This is a genomic window from Streptomyces sp. NBC_00005 (assembly GCF_045160215.1).
Lineage (GTDB): Bacteria > Actinomycetota > Actinomycetes > Streptomycetales > Streptomycetaceae > Streptomyces.
The window spans coordinates 10,504,128-10,520,303 of sequence record NZ_CP108316.1 but is presented as its reverse complement, the minus strand read 5'-3'; the positions used below and the strand labels follow the sequence as shown (position 1 = coordinate 10,520,303).

Here is a 16,176-nt window from a genome sequence, read left to right as displayed (position 1 = left end):
TCCGGGCGCCGACCGGGTTGACGGTCCGGTCGGCGCCCGCACAGCCGACTCCTCGACGAGCGACGCCCCTGTCAGCAGATCCGCGGCAGTTGCTCCCCGATCGGCAGATCGACGACGCGCGTTCCCCCCAGGCCGGTTCGGGCCACGACCATGCCGGGATGCGCCTCGACGGCCTCGCCGATGATCACGGAGTCCGCGCCCAGAGGGTGGGCTCGCATCGCTTCGAGGACGGCGTCGGCGTGCTCGCGGGGGACGAAGGCCACGAGCTTGCCCTCGTTGGCGATGTACATGGGGTCCAGTCCGAGAATGGCGCAGGCGTTGGCCACGGCCGTCGGGACCGGGACGTCGCGTTCCCGGATGGCCACCCCTGTGCCGGAGGCCTCCGCGATCTCGTTGAGCGTGGCCGCCAGGCCGCCTCGGGTGGGATCGCGGAGTACGTGCAGATCCGGGGTGACGGCGAGCATGGCGTCGACCAGGCCGCCGAGTGCCGCGCAGTCGCTCTTGATCTCCACGCCGAATTCCAGGCCCTCGCGAACGCTCATGACCGCCACCCCGTGGACGCCGATCGCACCGCTGACAATCACGACGTCGCCGGGGACGACCCGCTCAGGACGCAGATCGACACCCGCCGGGACGAGACCGATGCCCGCGGTGTTGATGTAGATCCCGTCGCCGTGGCCGGCCTCCACCACCTTGGTGTCGCCGGTGGCCACCTCCACACCGGCGGCGCGGGCGGCCGCTCCCAGCGCCTCGGACACCCGTGTGACCACGTCCAGCTCGACGCCCTCCTCCAGGATGAATCCGCAGGAGAGGTAGGCGGCGCGGGCGCCGCTCATGGCGAGGTCGTTGACGGTGCCGTTGACCGCCAGGTCACCGATGCTGCCGCCGGGAAAGAACAAGGGCCGCACCACGTAGGAGTCGGTGGAGAACGCCAGCCGGGCACCGTCGAGGGAGAGGACGGCGGCATCGCCCATCTGGGCGAGCACCTCGCCCCCGAAGGCGGGCGCGAAGATCTGCTGGACCAGTTCGGCGGAAAGGACTCCACCGCCGCCGTGGCCCATGACGACGCGGGGCCGGTCGCGTACCGGTGCCGGGCACGTCCACCCTTCGAGGTCCAGGGCGGGGACAGGGAGATCGGTGGTGTCAGACAACGGGGCTCGCCTCCCGAACCGTCGTGGTGGTGGGCACGTCCAGACGCCGGTAGAGGTAGTAGGCCGCGCAGGCGCCCTCGCTGGAGACCATGGTGGCTCCCAGGGGAGTGCGGGGGGTGCACGAGGTGCCGAAGGCCTCGCACTCGTGCGGCTTGAGCAGTCCCTGCAGGACCTCTCCGCTGCGGCACTCGGCGGGTTCGGCCGTCTGAATGTCGCCGACCGAGAAGCGGCACTCGGCGTCGTGGTCGCGGTACTTCGACGACAGCCGCCAGCCGCTGTCGGGGATCACCCCGATGCCGCGCCAGGCACGGTCGGTGACCTCGAAGACGTCCTCCAGCATGGCCCGGGCGGCCGGGTTGCCCTCCGGGCGAACGGCACGGGCGTAGGCGTTGTCGACGGTGTGCTCACCGCGTTCCAGCTGACGGACGGCCCGGCGCACGCCTTCGAGGATGTCCAATGGCTCGAACCCTGTCACGACGATCGGCACGCGGAAGCGTTCCGCCAGTTCCGGGTACTCCCCCACGCCCATCACGCTGCAGACGTGCCCGGCCGCGAGGAAGCCCTGCACCCGGCAGCTCGGCGACGACATGATCGCCTCGATGGCGGGGGGTACGCGGACATGAGACACCAGCATGCTGAAGTTCAGAATGCCCAACTTCCGGGCCTGATGGACCGTCATGGCATTGGGGGGTGCCGTCGTCTCGAAGCCGATGCCGAAGAACACCACCTCGCGGTCCGGGTTCTGCTGCGCGATCCGCAGGGCGTCGAGCGGCGAGTAGACGACGCGCACGTCACCGCCTTCCGCGCGGACCTGGAAGAGGTCCCGTCCGGTGCCCGGCACGCGCAGCATGTCACCGAAGGAGCAGAAGATCACCTCCGGTCGGGAGGCGATCTCCAGAGCCTTGTCGATGACCTCCAGCGGGGTCACGCACACAGGGCAGCCCGGCCCGTGGATCAACTCGACTTCCTCCGGCAGGAGTTGGTCGATGCCATGCCGGATGATGCTGTGCGTCTGCCCTCCGCACACCTCCATGAGGGCCCACGGCCTGGTCACCGTGGCGTGGATGTCGTCGAGGAGCCGACGCGCCAGCTCCGGGTCCTGGAACTCGTCGATGTACTTCACTGGTTGCGCACCTCTTCCACCGGGGCCACGCCCGCTTCCACCGCCGCCGTTTCCCAGGGATCGCCGAACTCCTCCTGCAACAGGCCGAGTTCAGCGAAGAGTTCGAGCGTCTGCTTCGCCGACTCCTCGTCCAGCCGTTGCAGGGCGAACCCGACGTGGACGATCGCGTACTCGCCGACCTGGAGGTCGGGCAGGTACTCCAGGCACACCTCCTTGACCACGCCGCCGAAGTCGACGGTGGCCATCCGGGTGCCGTCCCGTTCCTCGATGTCCAGCACTCTGCCGGGTACCGCCAGGCACATGAGCCTCTCCTCGCTGTGGGTCGCGCGTCGCTCAGTCGGTGGTAGTGGCCCGGGCGGCCACCATCAGCTGGCCCAGTGCCAGGCCGCCGTCATTGGGCGGCACCAGGTGGTGCCGCAGGACCGTGAAGCCGTCCGCGCGCAGGGCGGCGGCACAGGCCGAGGAGAGCAGCGTGTTGGCGAACACGCCTCCCGTCAGGGCGACCGTGTCCAGCCCGTGCCGCTCTCGCGCCCGCGCGCAGATCCGATGCACGAGGCCGGTCACGCCCCGGTGGAAGCGAGCCGCGACCAGGGCCGGCTCGATGCCCGCGCGCAGGTCGCCGACGATCGCCGCGAGCACCGGGGCCGGATCGGCCCGTACGATGCCGCCCCGGTCCTCCTCCGACTCGTGCAGGGCGAAGGCGTAGGCGGTGGTGTCCGCGGCAGGCGCGTGCACAGCCGCGCCCTCCAGCTCGACGGCGGCCTGTGCCTCGTATCCGGCGCGGTGGCACACCCCGGCGAGAGAGGACACGGCGTCGAAGAGCCGGCCCATGCTGGACGTCGGAACACAGTTCAGGCCGCGCTCCAACTGCCGTTCCAGGAGACGGAGTTCGTCGGGCGGGCAGGCGGCCGTACACGCGAGGTCGCCGGACCAGCGGATCCCGGCCGCCCACAGATGGGCCAGCGCCATGCGGTACGGCCGGCGCACCGCGGCGTCGCCGCCGGGCAGCGGGACATACGCGAGGTGCCCGAACCGGGTGAAGCGGTCGTAGTCCGCGAGCAGGAACTCCCCGCCCCACACGGCGCCGTCGTCGCCGTGGCCCGTGCCGTCGAAGGCGACGCCGATCACCGCCCGGGTGCCGTCCAGCCCGTGCTCGGCCATCGCGGCGGCGACGTGCGCGTGATGGTGCTGGACGCGTACGACGGGCCGGTGCGCCGCGTTCCGGTCTGCCCATCGGACGGAGCGGTAGCCGGGATGCCGGTCGGACACCAGGGTCTCGGGCCGCACCCCCGTGATGGACTCCAACTGCGCCGCCGCGTGCTCGAAGGCCCGCTGCGTACCGACGTCGTCCATGTCGCCGATGTGCGCCGACAGCCAGGCGCGGCGGCCCGCCCCCAGGCAGAAGGTGTTCTTCAGGTCTCCGCCGACGGCGAGGGCCGGCCGCACGGGCAGCGGGAGGGAGACCGGCAACGGGGCGTAGCCACGAGAGCGGCGGATAACCAGCGGCTCCCCGTCGCAGACGCGGACCACGGAGTCGTCGCACGGGACGTGGATCGGCCGGTCGTGCGTGAGCCAGGCGTCGGCCAGTCGTCCGAGCCGCTCCAGCGCCTCGGTGTCGTCGGTGACGATCGGCTCACCGGACACGTTGCCGCTGGTCATGACGAGCAGCCGGGGCCCGTCCGGGTCGCCGGGCAGGCCGAGCAGCAGATGGTGCAGGGGCGTGTACGGCAGCATTACGCCGAGGTCGGGGCTGCCGGGCGCGACGGCCTCGGCGGGCCGCAGATCTCCAAGTGCGTGCGGACGGCGCCTGACCAACACGACCGGCCTGGCGCGGCCTTCGAGCAGGCTCCGCTCCTCGGCACTCAGTCGGACGAGGTGCTCGACGTCGGCCGCGCTCCGGGCCATGACGGCGAACGGCTTGTCCCCCCGTGCCTTGCGCAGGCGCAGGAGCGCGACCGCCTCCTCGTTCGTGGCGTCGCAGGCCAGGTGGTAGCCGCCCAGGCCCTTCACGGCGAGGACCGAGCCGCGCATCAGCAGTGTGCGTGCCTCGGTGACCGGGTCCGCCCTTTCGACACTCCTGAGCCCTGGCTGCTGGGCGACGACCAGCCGCAGACGGGGCCCGCAGGCCGGGCAGGCGACCGGCTGCGCGTGGAAACGGCGGTCGGCCGGATCCGCGTACTCCCGGGCGCAGTCGGGGCACATCGCGAAGCCGGCCATGGTGGTGTTGGCCCGGTCGTACGGCACTCCGGTGACGATCGTGAAGCGCGGTCCGCAGTGGGTGCAGTTGACGAACGGGTGGCGGTAGCGCCGGTCCGTCGGGTCGGCCAGCTCGGCGAGGCAGTCGGCGCAGGTGGCGGAGTCCGGGGAGACCAGGGTGCGGGCCGGTCCGTCGGTGCGGGAGGTGAGGATGGTGAATGCGGTGCCGCCGGCGGGAGGCATCTCCCGGTGGTGGACGGACTCGACGCGGGCCAGCGGGGGTGCCTGGGCGGCGATCCGGTCGCAGAACCGGGCCACGGCCGAGGCGGTGCCCTCGACTTCCACGACGACGCCCTCCGGGGTGTTGGTCACGTGTCCGGCCAGGGCGAGTTCGGTGGCGAGGCCGTACAGGTAGGGCCGGAAGCCCACGCCCTGCACCACGCCCCGGACGGTGACCCGTCGGCGTCGCGGAGTGTCCTCGGCAACGGCGGCCTGCGCCTGCGGACCGCTCACGAGTGGGTGTGGGCCATCGTGCCGGTGGCCTCCGGATGCGCGTGTGGGTGACCGTTGTCCGCGTGCGTGTGACCGTCGTGATGGGGCTGGCGGGCCATGACCGGCGAGTGGACGGGCGCGCCGTCCGCGGCTGCCATCGCCCGGTCGAGCAGCGCACCGACTCCCTGCCCCCGGCGTGCCGAGGTCAGGACCACCTCGACTCCCGGGTTGACCTGCTCCACATTCGCGCGGAACGCGGCCTCGTCGAACTCGACGGCCTCCGCGATGTCGGTCTTGGTGACCACGACCAGGTGCGCGAGGCCGAAGGCGGTGGGGTACTTGAGTGGCTTGTCCTCGCCCTCCGTCACGGAGGCGAGGGTGACCCTCAGCGTTTCCCCCAGGTCGTAGGAGGCCGGGCAGACAAGGTTGCCGACGTTCTCCACGAACAGCAGCCGCGTGTCGTCGGGCAGCCACCCGTCCAGGTGAACGGCGAGCATCCCCGATTCCAGATGACACAGTCCGTCGGTAAGCACCTGCTTGACCGGGACACCCGAACGCGCCAGGCGTGCCGCATCGTTCTCGGTGGCGAGATCGGCACTCAGCGCCGCGACGGGAACGGACCGCTCCCGTGCCCGCAGCAGTTCGCGCTCCAGCAGCGCGGTCTTGCCACTGCCCGGACTGGACAGCAGGTTGACGACCGCGGTGCCTCGCGCCGCGAGATGTGCGCGCAGTTCATGGGCGCTCGCGTCGTTCTTCGCGAGTACGGCCTGGCGCAGGTCGACAACACGGCACATCGTTCAGCGCTCCTCGGAGATCGGTTCGCGGGTGGGCGCGTGCGCGGGGCCGTGCCTGTGGCCGTCCTCCCAGTGCACGTCGACGATCTGCAGTTCCCGGCCCGCCAGCAGGTCGGTACTCGTTCCACCGCACTCGGGGCAGGTCAGCCGGGGTGGCATGCCTACGGCCCATTCGTGTGCGCAGGATGTGCAGCGGGCCCGCCCCGGCACCGCTTCGGTGAGCAGTTCGGCGCCTTCCAGCAGGGTTCCGGCACAGGCCAGTTCGAAGGAGAAGGCGAGCGCGTCGGGTACGACACCGGCCAGTTCGCCCACCTGGAGCCGTACCGATCGCACCGCCGTGACGTCACCGGCCCGCTCGGCGGCCTCTGTCACCTGGTCGACGACGGCCAGCGCAATGGACATCTCGTGCATGGGTCTCCGTCCTTCCGCGGCCTGGCTCCCGACCGCCTCATTAGAGGCGCGCACACCCGGGGGCACGGCCCGGCACGCCGTCACCGGCCGGGCAGGTACGCCGTTCGACGCAACCGCACGGCACCACGGGGCGGCACCCCCGGCCCCGGTTCACATCCGTCGGATCCGCAGGTAGCGCCGGATGTCGGGAAGCACCTCGGCGACGACGACGCCCAGGGCGGCGAGTGCCGCTCCACCGATGACGATCTTCTTCATCCCGTCTCTCCTCATGTCTGAGCCTCAGCGGTTGAGGCCTGCGCCACGGACGGCGCCACGGATGGTGTGCCGCCCCGCAGCAGTTCTTCGATCAGCCGGACGGCCTGCGGTACGGCGTCGGTCACCGGCGGGCTGAGACCGATGCCCTCCTCTACGGAGGCCGGTTCGCAGCCGACGATCAGGACGCGTCGCGGCGGTTGTCCACCGGTGCCGGCGCAGAGTGTGCCGAGCAACGCCAGGACGGTGTCGGGGGTCATCCGATGGCCGTCGATCGCGGGGACCCCACCGGCATCGCGGCCGGTGCCGTCGTCCTCGATCACGTACAGCGTGCCGGGGGCTTCGCCGCGCGCGGTGGCGTCCACCAGGACGAGGGTGTCGTAGCCGTCCAGGACCTGGTAGGCGAGGTGGACGCCGCGTACGCCGATATCCACCACCTCGACGTGTTCCGGCAGTTGCCGTTCCGCCAGTCGGCGCGCGGTCTCCACGCCGAAGCCGTCGTCACCGAGGAAGATGTTGCCGATGCCCGCCACGAGGGTCCTTGGACCTGCCGGTGGGGGAAGGTTCATGCGTCGGCCTCCCGGTCCTCCAGCGGTGTGATCTCGTCGGGCTGGAAGTACAGGAACCGTCCCTGCTCGCGGCGGATGTCGGCGCCCGGGTCGCCCTCGACCGTGACCGCCAGGTGCACCCCGCCGTCGACGTCGTGCAGCACCGCCTCGACCTTCGCGGTGCGGTCCCGCAGGAAGATGTCCTGCGCGTCGGTTCGCCGCAGGCCCGGGTGCAGCTCGACGCGGCTGCCCTTGCCCACCGACCGGCCGTCCACGACCACGCGGTCCTGCGCCGGGTCGAAGCCCGCGTCGCTCGCGGGGTCCCACCAGGGGGTGTCCGGGCGCTGCACCCCGAACTCGTCGGGGAAGCCTAGGTCCGGGGCGGCGGGGTCGGGACCGGTGACCTCGCGCAGGCTCCGTACCGCCCCGTGCAGGCGCTCCAGAACCTCGGCCGGCATCGAGTCCGCCAGCTCGATCACGGCGGCCGCCCGCTCGTCGGTGCCCCGGGCCTCGCGTTTCTCCTCGTCGGTGAGGGCCGCTGTGCGCAGCGCGAGGATCTCGTCGATCTCGGTGGCGTCGTACATCGCACCGGGGCTCTCCGGTGCGATGGCCGGATGGTCCTCCAGGATGATCGGCGAGGACAGCACGAGGTCGGCGCTGCCGGGTTCGCCGGCGAGTACGGGCCAGGTGTGCAGGTTGCGGCAGGCGGCGACCGCGTCCTTCGCCCACTCGGGGGGATCTGTCATCGACAGGAACGATCCGGCGCTGAGGGCCATGAGGAGGTGGGTGGCCACCAGGGAGTGCGGCAGCGCCGCGTCCCGGTCGGCGGCGCGCCCCTCGGGCGGTGTCCAGTCGCTGGTGTTCTCGACGACGGCGGTCAGCCGCATGGCGCGGTAGGGACCGTCGAGCTCGCGGGCGGACAGCCGGACCGTCCCGCTGATCTCCGCACATCGCCGGACCAGTCGGCCGACGGTCCGGCCGGCCGCGTCCAGGACCGGTGCGGTGTCCTCCCGGGCGGGGAGTCGGAAAGGATGGGTGATGCCGTCTCCGAGGAGTTCGTCCACCGACGCGACCACCTCGACACGCTCCTCGCCGCCCTCGTCCCAGGGCACCAGCACCCGGTCGTCGAGGTGCAGCTCGGAGACCGTGTCGTAGCCGCCGTCCGGGCGGGCCCGCTGCACCGTGCGCCGTCGGGCGTGCAGGAAGCGCACCTCGACCGAGAGGGTCGCGCCCGCCCTCGGTTCCATCAGGCATTCGGTGTGCTGGAAGTCGTGCTCCTCGCACTCGGCGCCCCAGCCGGGAGGTACGAGCACCCCGAACTGCCAGCGCAGTCGGTTCTTGGCGGCCGAGGCGCGGTACGGGTAGAGCACATAGCCCTCGAAGAGGACGGCGTCGGCCACCTGCCGGGCGAGGGCGAACCGCTCCTCCGTCGCGGAGGCGAACGCGGTCACAGTCACGGATCCGTCCTTCCGGTGGTGGAGGTGAGCGCGCGCAGCGGGTCGCTCCGGGGCGGGTCCGCGGCGCTGTCGGCGTCGAGCAGGGCCTTGAGGGTCGCCTCCCAGGAGGCCAACGCGCGCCGGGAGCGGTAGGCGAGGAGGGCGTCCATGGTGTCGCGCGGCAGCCGGATCCAGCCGCACCCGGGGAAGTGCTGCTCGACCATCTCCCGCCAGGTGGCGACCGGCATCCGGAAGGCCGCCTCCCGGTCCCACGGGACCGGCTCGACCTGGAAACCGCCTGCTCCGGTGAACGCCGTACCGGAGAAGAGCATCAGCAGGGGGACCTCGCCGTCGGTGAGGGCGGTGAGGTAGCGGGTGGCGGCGATCTCCATGTCGTAGGTGCAGGGCACGACGAGGTCGGCCTCGATCTCTCCGGTGAAGCTCGGGACCATGAGGGAGACCTGGGCGAACTGCACCGGCTGGAGCGTGCTGCCCCAGCGTGAGCGCTCGCCGAAGAGGTCCGCCAGCCCGTCCGCCTCGGCGGACTCGTAACTGCGGCGGGCGGGTTCGATACGGATCTGGCAGCGCAGCGCGAGGGCGTGCACGTGGGCGTTGTCGCCGGCGGTGACGCGCAGCCGGAAGACGAGGGTCGGCCCTGCGGCGTACCGGTCGGCGCGGACGCCGATGCAGGCGAAGGAGAACGCGGTCACGGCCGCACCGCCTCCTTCGACGAATGTCCCGCCGCGTCCACGGGCCGGGCGCGTCGCGCGACGTCCGCGAAGAACGCGTCCAGCGCGGCGCGGGCCTCGGCCCCGCCGTCGAAGCCCTGCCACAACAGGCGCATACGGCCGACGAGTTCGTAGCAGATGTCGATCGGTACGAGGTGGCACTCGAAGCGGCCGTCGGTGCGGCGCAGCAGCAGCGCCTCCACGTCGGGTTCGAGCAGTTCGGCGAGGGGGCTGCCGCCGAGGACCGACGTCCAGGTGGCCGGTTCCAGTTCGCTCTCGGTGGCTCCGGCCGGGCTCGGGTAGAGGGCGACCAGCCGGTCGAGCGCCGCGCTGCGGAAGAGGAAGGCGACGCCGACCGGGATCTGCAACGCGTCCCACGCGCCCTCGTCGAGGCGATGACCGGGGTCGGTGAGGTAGCGGGCCGGGACCGTACGGAAGCGGCCCGCGGCGGCGCCCGGCTCTGCCATCAGCAGCGCGCAGGGGGTGCAGGCGCAGACGAGGGCGCGTTTCTCGGTGTCGACGAGATGACGGTGGCCCGCCTCCACCGTCACGGCGCACAGCTCGCACCGTTCGGGCTGCGGAGGCCTCTCGCTGAGGAACCTCCGCAGGCCGGACGTGCGCGCCGCCGGTGACGCCGTCATCGGGCCCCCGTCGGTGCCGTGCTGATCTGGAGCAGCGTGGGCCCGGCGGGCGCGGTCTGTACGTCGACGGCCCTGACCTCCGGTGCGAAGCAGGCGAGCGCCGCCTCCGCGGCCTCCCGGGCGCCCGCACCGGAGCCGGAGCCACAACCGCAGCCACCGGCCTCCCCGGCCCGCAGCGTCAGCTTGCCGCTCTCCTCGTCGAAGCCCACGACGTCCAGGGCGTGTTCCCGTACGACGCCGAGGGCGCGGGCGATACGGGTGTCGCGGTCCTCGGGGTGCAGTTCGTGCAGGACGAGCAGGCTCGCGACCAGTTCGTCACCGAGCAGTCCCGCCGACGCTTCGCCGGGAGCGGAGGACAGCAGGTGGAGGATGCGGGCCAGGCCGGCACCGTAGAAGTCCATGAGGGAGCGGACGAGTTCCTCCGCCGCCGCGGCGGCGGCCGGGTCGCCGCTCGCGGCCAGTCGCTCCAGCACCTCCTCGACACGGCGTCCGGTCTGCTCCGCGTTCACCGGCGCCGTCGCCGTCGGCGCGCTCATCCGCCCAGTCCGCTCAGGCCGGTGGGCACGTGCATCGACTTCACCGTCTTGCCGCCGCCGACGTACATGTGGACTCCGCAGGGCAGACAGGGGTCGAAGCTGCGCACAGCGCGCATGATGTCGATGCCCTTGAAGTTCTCCGGGGTGTTCTCCTCGAAGATGGGGGTGTTCTGTACGGCGTCCTCGTACGGGCCAGGCGTGCCGAAGGTGTCCCTGGTGCTGGCGTTCCAGGGCGTGGGCGGGTACGGGTGGTAGTTGGCGATCTTGCCGTCGCGAATCACCATGTGGTGGGAGAGGACGCCGCGGACCGCCTCGGTGAAGCCGACGCCGAGCCCCTCGTCCGGGACCTCGAACTTCTCCCAGGTCTGGGTGCGTCCGGCGCGGACCTCTGCCAGGCCCTTCTCCGCACAGTGCAGGGCGACGGCGGCGGCGTACGCCTGGAAGTACGTACGGGCGCGGTTGCGCTCCAGCGCGTTGGACCACTGCGGAATTTTCCACTCGAAGGTGGTCTCCGGCTTGGTCATGGTGCGGGGCAGGTTGATGACCACGCTGTGGCCGGTTGCCTTGACGTATCCGATGTCGACGAGCCCGGACAGCGCGGTGGACCACAGGCGGGCGATGGGGCCGCCGCCGGTGTCCAGGGCGAGGTGGTCCTTGCCGTCGAACCAGCGGGGCGACATGACCCAGCTGTACTTGTCGTCGAAGTTCCGCTTCTGCGGGGCGGGGATGGTGTGCTGGTTCCACGGGTGGCGCGGGTCCACCGGGTTGCCGAGCGGATCGTGGGTGACGAACTGTTCCTGGCCCTGCCAGTCCTCGTAGTAGGAGCTGCCCAGCAGGATGCGGATCCCGAGGTTGATCTCGGTGAGGTCGTTGGTGACGAGCTTGCCGTCGACGACGATGCCGGGGGTGACGAACATGCGCCGACCCCAGTCAGTCATGTTGGCGTAGGTGAAGTCGCAGTACTCGGGGTCGTTGAGCGCGCCCCAGCAGCCGAGCATGACCCGCCGACGGCCCACTTCCTCGTAACCGGGCAGCGCCTCGTAGAAGAAGTCGAACAGGTCGTCGTGCAGGGGCACGACTCGCTTCATGAACTCCACGTAGCGCATCAGCCGGCTGAGATAGTCCGTGAAGAGCTGCACGGAAGCGATGGTTCCGACGCCGCCCGGGTAGAGCGTGGAGGGGTGCACATGGCGGCCCTCCATCAGGCAGAACATCTCCCGCGTGTAGCGGCTCACCTGAAGGGCCTCGCGGTAGAACTCGCCCTCCAGGGGATTGAGCGAGCGCATGATGTCGGCGATCGTGCGGTAGCCGTGCTCCGCGGCGTGCGGGGCCTCGGTGCGCTCGGCGAGTTCGAGGACGCCGGGGTTGGTCTCCTTGACCATCTTCTCGCAGTAGTCGACCCCCACCAGGTTCTCCTGGAAGATGTTGTGGTCGAACATGTACTCCGCGGACTCGCCGAGGTTGATGATCCACTCGCCGAGGTGCGGGGGCTTCACGCCATACGCCATGTTCTGCGCGTACACCGAGCAGGTGGCGTGGTTGTCCCCGCAGATCCCGCAGATGCGGCTGGTGATGAAATGGGCGTCGCGGGGATCCTTGCCGCGCATGAAGACGCTGTATCCGCGGAAGACCGACGACGTGCTGTAGCACTCCGCGACCCGCTTCTGCTTGAAGTCGATCTTCGTGTGAATACCCAGGCTGCCCACGATCCGGGTGATCGGGTCCCAGGCCATCTCCACCAGGTCGCTGCCGTCGCCGGCCGCCTTCGTCTTCGGTGCCATCTGTGTGCCGTGCCCTTCGTTGCGCGGGAGGTTCGTGTGGGGGGTGCACGAAGCGGGGAGCGGATCATGTGTGGCTGATGCTCACCACGGGGGTCGGTAGCCGGTGGTGATCTTTTCTCCGGTGCGGCGCCACTTGGGCTCCTTGTCCACCGTCTTCGCCGTGATCGAGCGCAGCTTGCGGACCACGGCGCCGTACGCCCCGCTGGCGCCGCTCGACACCTTTGCGCCGGGGGGCTCGTCCATGAACGGCATGAACTTGTCGGGGAACCCGGGCATGGTGCAGGCGATGCAGATGCCGCCGACGTTGGGGCACCCGCCGATCCCGTTCATCCAGCCGCGCTTGGGCACGTTGCACTTGACGACGGGGCCCCAGCAGCCGAGCTTGACCAGGCATGTCGGCGAGTCGTACGACGAGGCGAACTGGCCCTGTTCGTAGTAGCCCGCGCGGTCGCAGCCCTCGTGCACGGTGGCCCCGAACAGCCAGGTGGGACGCAGCTTGTCGTCCAGCGGGATCATCGGGGCGGAGCCGGCCGCCTGGTAGAGCAGATAGGTGAGCGTCTCGGAGAAGTTGTCGGGCTGGATCGGACAGCCGGGGACGCACACGATGGGGATTCCGGCGTGGGACTTCCAGTCCCAGCCGAGGTAGTCCGGCACGCCCATGGCGCCGGTCGGGTTGCCCGCCATGGCGTGGATGCCGCCGTAGGTGGCGCAGGTGCCGATGGCGACGACCGCCAGTGCCTTCGGGGCGAGCCGGTCGATCCACTCGCTGGTGGTGATCGGCTGGCCGGTCTCCGGGTTGTCGCCGAAGCCGCACCAATAGCCCTCGGGCTTGATCGCCTCGTTGGGGATGGAGCCCTCGACAACCAGGACGAACGGGTCGATCTCGCCCCGCTCCCCCTTGAAGAACCACTCGATGAACGTGTCCGCGCCGCCGACCGGACCGCACTCGAAGTCGATGAGCGGCCAGTGGACGGCGATCTTCGGAAGCCCCGGCAGCACACCGAGCACGATCTCCTCGATGCTCGGCTGCATGGCCGCCGTCAACGCGACCGAGTCGCCGTCGCAGCTCAGGCCCGCGTTGATCCAGAGAATGTGGATCGTGGGTGTCTCGTCGGCGGGCGCAGCGCCGACTGTCTTCGTCGTCGCCTCAGTCATGGGACCGCCTCCTGGGGAGGTAAGGGATGAAGGCCTACATTTCGGCCATCGCTTGTCTTCGTATCAGCCGTTCGGCCTTGACGAGACACCATCGAGGGCCGTTCCGGTGACATCCGCGGCAGAGGGGATCGGACCGGTTTGCGCAACCGCGACCGGACCAAGGTGCGGCGGGGTGCACGCTGGCCGCTCCTTGTGGACGAAGGAACGACGCAGAGCGTGGTACGGGGCGGCCGGGTCGTCGAAGGTCCGGCGCATCCGGGCCAGCTCCCGCTCACGGAAGCCGGCCAGCGGGGTCGCACTCTCCAGCCGGTCCAGCTCCGTCTTCTTCGCGGTGATCCGTGACGCCGTCGCCGGAAGTGACGCCAGACGCGCCGCCAGGCCGCCGACCTCCCGCGCGAACTCATCAGGACCGCAGTCGACCACCCGGTCGACGAGTCCGAGGCTCAGTGCGCTCGCCGAGCTCACCGGCAGAGCCTCACGCATGAGCCGTTCGGCCGTCGCGGGACCCACCCTGCGCGGCAGGGTGTGCGTCCAGTACTCCGAGCCGTACAGGCCCATCAGACCGTAGTGGGGGTTCAGCACGGCGCCCGATCTGCACCACACCTCGTCGGCTGCCAGGGCGAGCATCACCCCGCCCGCCGCGGCATTGCCCGCGACCGCCGAGACCACCAGCCGGTCCGTCGTCGTCAGGACCGCCTCGACCAGATCGTCGATGGCGTTGATGTTCGCCCAGGACTCGGCGGCGGGGTCGGCGGCGGCCTCGATGACGTTGAGGTGGATCCCGTTGGAGAAGAAGTCCCGTTCGCCCCCCAGCACCAGCACCGACGTGGGCCGCGCGCACGCTTCCCGGTAGGCGTCCAGCAGACGTCGGCACTGCTCCGTGCTCATGGCGCCGCCGGGGAAGGAGAACGAGAGGAAGCCCACGTTCCCGTCCTCCCGGTAGCGGATGTCCGCCCAGGTCCGCTCGCGCACCTCGGACAACAGGGGCAGGGCGTGCTCGGGCAGCGGCGGCAGCCGGTCGCCCAGGGCTAGCACAGCGGGCAGCTTGTACGTGGGCGGCTGCCCGGGCCCGCGCCGGGGCCGCAGTTCGGGGATCCACACGGCGCCGTCCTTGGTGGCCCGGCAGATCGCCCCGGCTCGGGTGGCCAGCAGCTCGCCAGGGCGGCCGCGCAACACGCTCTCGGGATGACCGCCGTGCAGATACCACTCACCGCCGAGCAGCGTGTCCAGCACGCCGGGCTGCGAGTCCGCCGCTCTCAGCTTGCGCAGGACGTCCGGTGTGGAGTCCTCGGCCCAGTCGATCCGCCGGACGCTCTGGTCGAGGTACGGACGGAAGCGCAGGCAAGCGTCGGCCGTACATGCCGCGTCCTGCTTGCGCGGTACGTGAGTTCCCCCGGCGAAGCGCTCCACCGCGAGCAGGACGGCCTCGAGAGCTGCGTCGGCGATCTCGCCCCGGTACAGCTCGCTCTTGGACACCGGAAGGACCGGGCACGGTACGGAGGCCCACACATCCCCGGCGTCCATCTCCCCGTCGGCCTGCAGGACGGTGACGCCCCACTGGTCGGCGCCCTCGTGAATCGCCCAGTCCAAGGACGACGGTCCTCGGTCACCCACGGGTCCCGGATGGACGACGAGGCACGGGTGCGCCGCCCACACCTCCTCGGGAATCGCCGTCTTCAGCATCGGCGCCACAATGAGCTCCGGTGCATGCCGCCGCACGGCTTCCGGCAACGGGCTGCCGGGCAGGGCGAGTTCCACCGCCACGGAGTGGCCACGGTCGCGCAGTTCGGCGTGGGCGCGCTGAGTGAGACTGTTGAACGCGCTGGCTAGGAGCAGGATGTGCACGGCTGCCTCCGGGCGGACGAACGGCAGGCAGGAATGGCCGCCGACCGCGATCCTCGGCCAAGGCTGCCTGGCCGTCCCCGACGACAGACGGTCAGGTCATCCGAAAAGCGGGCGCCGATCCGCCGTCTGGCCTCACCGGCCATGACCCGCGACGGCACCGACGACCTGGCTCACCGAGTCAGCCGCGGTAAATGATCACCGTCGTCGCAGACCGCTGGTAATGCGCTCCCACGGGGAGCGGGTGGCACCGAAACGGGTCTCGTGTGTCCAGATGTGGGTGCACGACCGGCATTGCAGGTGGAGCAGGCTGCCGACGTTGGACAGCAGGTAGCGCCAGTGCTCGGAGCAGGTGCGCCCCTGCTCGCAGGTGGCGCACCCGCGATGGTCGTCGCAGTTCGGGCAGGCAACCCAGGCGCGACGCCCGATGTCGGCCTGCGGGTCAAGCGGCAGCATGGCCGCCCCCTCTCCGCGGAAGCACACCGGCCGAGACCAGCTCGTCGTACACGCGCTGCTGCTCCGCACTGAGGCCGGAATAGAGCAGCTCATACGCCGCTTCCTCGCCGCGCAGTGCTGCGACGGGGTCCCAGTCGGAGCCGAGAGCGTCCAGAACATGAGCGCGCCGGAGAAGTTCGTGTGAGCTCAGGTCGACGTCCAGGTCGACCAAGGGGAGGGCGCCAGGTCGGTCCGCCGCAGGCCTGCGCGCCTCAGCGGGTTCGTCCGGTTCGCCAGGAAGGGCGCGGCCGTGGGAGGACATGCGACCGAACGTAGGTAAGCATTCCTCGCCCCGGCAAGAGCAGGTGGGAGAAGTCACAGCAGGTCCGCGGCCTCGGGGGCGCCCGGAGGCGGACCCCACATCGACCCGGTGGAGCTGGGCGAATTCCCCGCACCACACGGGCCCCGGGAGAAGGCCCGCTGCGGGCCTCGGCCCGAACCCCCAGCCGACGCACGGCAGCGGTCGGCGCCTCGTCGGACGGCACCCGCGTCACGGGAAAAGTGGGCGCCTGAACTGGGCAGATGCCCGTCAGGCGCCCTTCGCGGCGTACAGCTGAGCGGCGAGGAGAAACGCGTCCTTACTCCCGATATCCCC

Annotated in this window: 17 protein-coding genes; all 17 read right to left on the bottom strand. The window is 70.9% G+C overall.

Annotated features, from left to right (window positions below; genetic code table 11):
- Positions 1 to 71: 71 nt before the first annotated feature.
- Positions 72 to 1,151, bottom strand: a complete 1,080-nt coding sequence (gene hypE, locus OG303_RS48080) for a hydrogenase expression/formation protein HypE (RefSeq protein WP_405876369.1) — start codon at positions 1,149 to 1,151, stop codon at positions 72 to 74.
- Positions 1,144 to 2,274 carry a hydrogenase formation protein HypD gene (hypD, locus tag OG303_RS48075; protein WP_405876368.1) on the bottom strand — a complete coding sequence of 377 codons (1,131 nt, stop codon included), beginning with the start codon at positions 2,272 to 2,274 and terminating at the stop codon, positions 1,144 to 1,146. The genes hypE and hypD overlap by 8 nt, the downstream gene beginning before the upstream one ends.
- Positions 2,271 to 2,576: a HypC/HybG/HupF family hydrogenase formation chaperone gene (locus OG303_RS48070; protein WP_405876367.1), complete on the bottom strand. Its 306-nt coding sequence runs from the start codon at positions 2,574 to 2,576 to the stop codon at positions 2,271 to 2,273. The genes hypD and OG303_RS48070 overlap by 4 nt, the downstream gene beginning before the upstream one ends.
- Before the next feature lie 31 nt (positions 2,577 to 2,607).
- The gene (gene hypF, locus OG303_RS48065) at positions 2,608 to 4,983 is read right to left on the bottom strand and encodes a carbamoyltransferase HypF (protein ID WP_405876366.1); all 2,376 of its coding nucleotides are present in this window, start codon (positions 4,981 to 4,983) and stop codon (positions 2,608 to 2,610) included.
- Positions 4,980 to 5,756, bottom strand: a complete 777-nt coding sequence (hypB, locus tag OG303_RS48060; protein WP_405876365.1) for a hydrogenase nickel incorporation protein HypB — start codon at positions 5,754 to 5,756, stop codon at positions 4,980 to 4,982. The genes hypF and hypB overlap by 4 nt, the downstream gene beginning before the upstream one ends.
- Positions 5,757 to 5,759: 3 nt before the next feature.
- A complete protein-coding gene (locus tag OG303_RS48055) occupies positions 5,760 to 6,167 on the bottom strand; it encodes a hydrogenase maturation nickel metallochaperone HypA (RefSeq protein WP_405876364.1) in 408 nt (135 codons plus the stop codon).
- A 150-nt stretch (positions 6,168 to 6,317) separates the two neighbouring features.
- Complete coding sequence (locus OG303_RS48050) at positions 6,318 to 6,422, bottom strand: DUF6893 family small protein (protein ID WP_405876363.1); 105 nt, start codon at positions 6,420 to 6,422, stop codon at positions 6,318 to 6,320.
- A gap of 11 nt (positions 6,423 to 6,433) precedes the next feature.
- Positions 6,434 to 6,988 (bottom strand): hydrogenase maturation protease, encoded by a 555-nt coding sequence (locus OG303_RS48045; protein ID WP_405876362.1) that lies wholly within the window; start codon positions 6,986 to 6,988, stop codon positions 6,434 to 6,436.
- Complete coding sequence (locus tag OG303_RS48040; protein WP_405876361.1) at positions 6,985 to 8,424, bottom strand: hypothetical protein; 1,440 nt, start codon at positions 8,422 to 8,424, stop codon at positions 6,985 to 6,987. The genes OG303_RS48045 and OG303_RS48040 overlap by 4 nt, the downstream gene beginning before the upstream one ends.
- A complete protein-coding gene (locus tag OG303_RS48035; protein ID WP_405876360.1) occupies positions 8,421 to 9,113 on the bottom strand; it encodes a DUF6084 family protein in 693 nt (230 codons plus the stop codon). Before OG303_RS48035 ends, OG303_RS48040 begins: the two co-directional genes overlap by 4 nt.
- A complete protein-coding gene (locus OG303_RS48030; RefSeq protein ID WP_405876359.1) occupies positions 9,110 to 9,772 on the bottom strand; it encodes a DUF5947 family protein in 663 nt (220 codons plus the stop codon). The genes OG303_RS48035 and OG303_RS48030 overlap by 4 nt, the downstream gene beginning before the upstream one ends.
- Complete coding sequence (locus tag OG303_RS48025) at positions 9,769 to 10,308, bottom strand: hypothetical protein (protein WP_405876358.1); 540 nt, start codon at positions 10,306 to 10,308, stop codon at positions 9,769 to 9,771. Before OG303_RS48025 ends, OG303_RS48030 begins: the two co-directional genes overlap by 4 nt.
- Complete coding sequence (locus OG303_RS48020; RefSeq protein ID WP_405876357.1) at positions 10,305 to 12,089, bottom strand: nickel-dependent hydrogenase large subunit; 1,785 nt, start codon at positions 12,087 to 12,089, stop codon at positions 10,305 to 10,307. The genes OG303_RS48025 and OG303_RS48020 overlap by 4 nt, the downstream gene beginning before the upstream one ends.
- Positions 12,090 to 12,170: 81 nt before the next feature.
- Complete coding sequence (locus tag OG303_RS48015) at positions 12,171 to 13,244, bottom strand: hydrogenase expression protein HypE (RefSeq protein WP_405876356.1); 1,074 nt, start codon at positions 13,242 to 13,244, stop codon at positions 12,171 to 12,173.
- 63 nt (positions 13,245 to 13,307) lie between these two features.
- Positions 13,308 to 15,089, bottom strand: coding sequence for an enoyl-CoA hydratase-related protein (locus OG303_RS48010; protein WP_405876355.1), 1,782 nt, complete (start codon positions 15,087 to 15,089; stop codon positions 13,308 to 13,310).
- A gap of 195 nt (positions 15,090 to 15,284) precedes the next feature.
- The gene (locus OG303_RS48005; RefSeq protein WP_405876354.1) at positions 15,285 to 15,542 is read right to left on the bottom strand and encodes a hypothetical protein; all 258 of its coding nucleotides are present in this window, start codon (positions 15,540 to 15,542) and stop codon (positions 15,285 to 15,287) included.
- Complete coding sequence (locus OG303_RS48000) at positions 15,529 to 15,843, bottom strand: DUF6400 family protein (protein WP_405876353.1); 315 nt, start codon at positions 15,841 to 15,843, stop codon at positions 15,529 to 15,531. The genes OG303_RS48005 and OG303_RS48000 overlap by 14 nt, the downstream gene beginning before the upstream one ends.
- Positions 15,844 to 16,176: the final 333 nt, after the last annotated feature.

Coding starts and splice junctions, on each gene's coding strand:
- OG303_RS48055 (WP_405876364.1), bottom strand. CDS start 6,167: ATGCACGAGATGTCCATTGCGCTGGCCGTCGTCGACCAGGTGACAGAG.
- OG303_RS48030 (WP_405876359.1), bottom strand. CDS start 9,772: ATGACGGCGTCACCGGCGGCGCGCACGTCCGGCCTGCGGAGGTTCCTC.
- OG303_RS48005 (WP_405876354.1), bottom strand. CDS start 15,542: ATGCTGCCGCTTGACCCGCAGGCCGACATCGGGCGTCGCGCCTGGGTT.
- hypB (WP_405876365.1), bottom strand. CDS start 5,756: ATGTGCCGTGTTGTCGACCTGCGCCAGGCCGTACTCGCGAAGAACGAC.
- OG303_RS48000 (WP_405876353.1), bottom strand. CDS start 15,843: ATGTCCTCCCACGGCCGCGCCCTTCCTGGCGAACCGGACGAACCCGCT.
- OG303_RS48020 (WP_405876357.1), bottom strand. CDS start 12,089: ATGGCACCGAAGACGAAGGCGGCCGGCGACGGCAGCGACCTGGTGGAG.
- OG303_RS48070 (WP_405876367.1), bottom strand. CDS start 2,576: ATGTGCCTGGCGGTACCCGGCAGAGTGCTGGACATCGAGGAACGGGAC.
- OG303_RS48045 (WP_405876362.1), bottom strand. CDS start 6,988: ATGAACCTTCCCCCACCGGCAGGTCCAAGGACCCTCGTGGCGGGCATC.
- OG303_RS48050 (WP_405876363.1), bottom strand. CDS start 6,422: ATGAAGAAGATCGTCATCGGTGGAGCGGCACTCGCCGCCCTGGGCGTC.
- OG303_RS48025 (WP_405876358.1), bottom strand. CDS start 10,308: ATGAGCGCGCCGACGGCGACGGCGCCGGTGAACGCGGAGCAGACCGGA.
- OG303_RS48015 (WP_405876356.1), bottom strand. CDS start 13,244: ATGACTGAGGCGACGACGAAGACAGTCGGCGCTGCGCCCGCCGACGAG.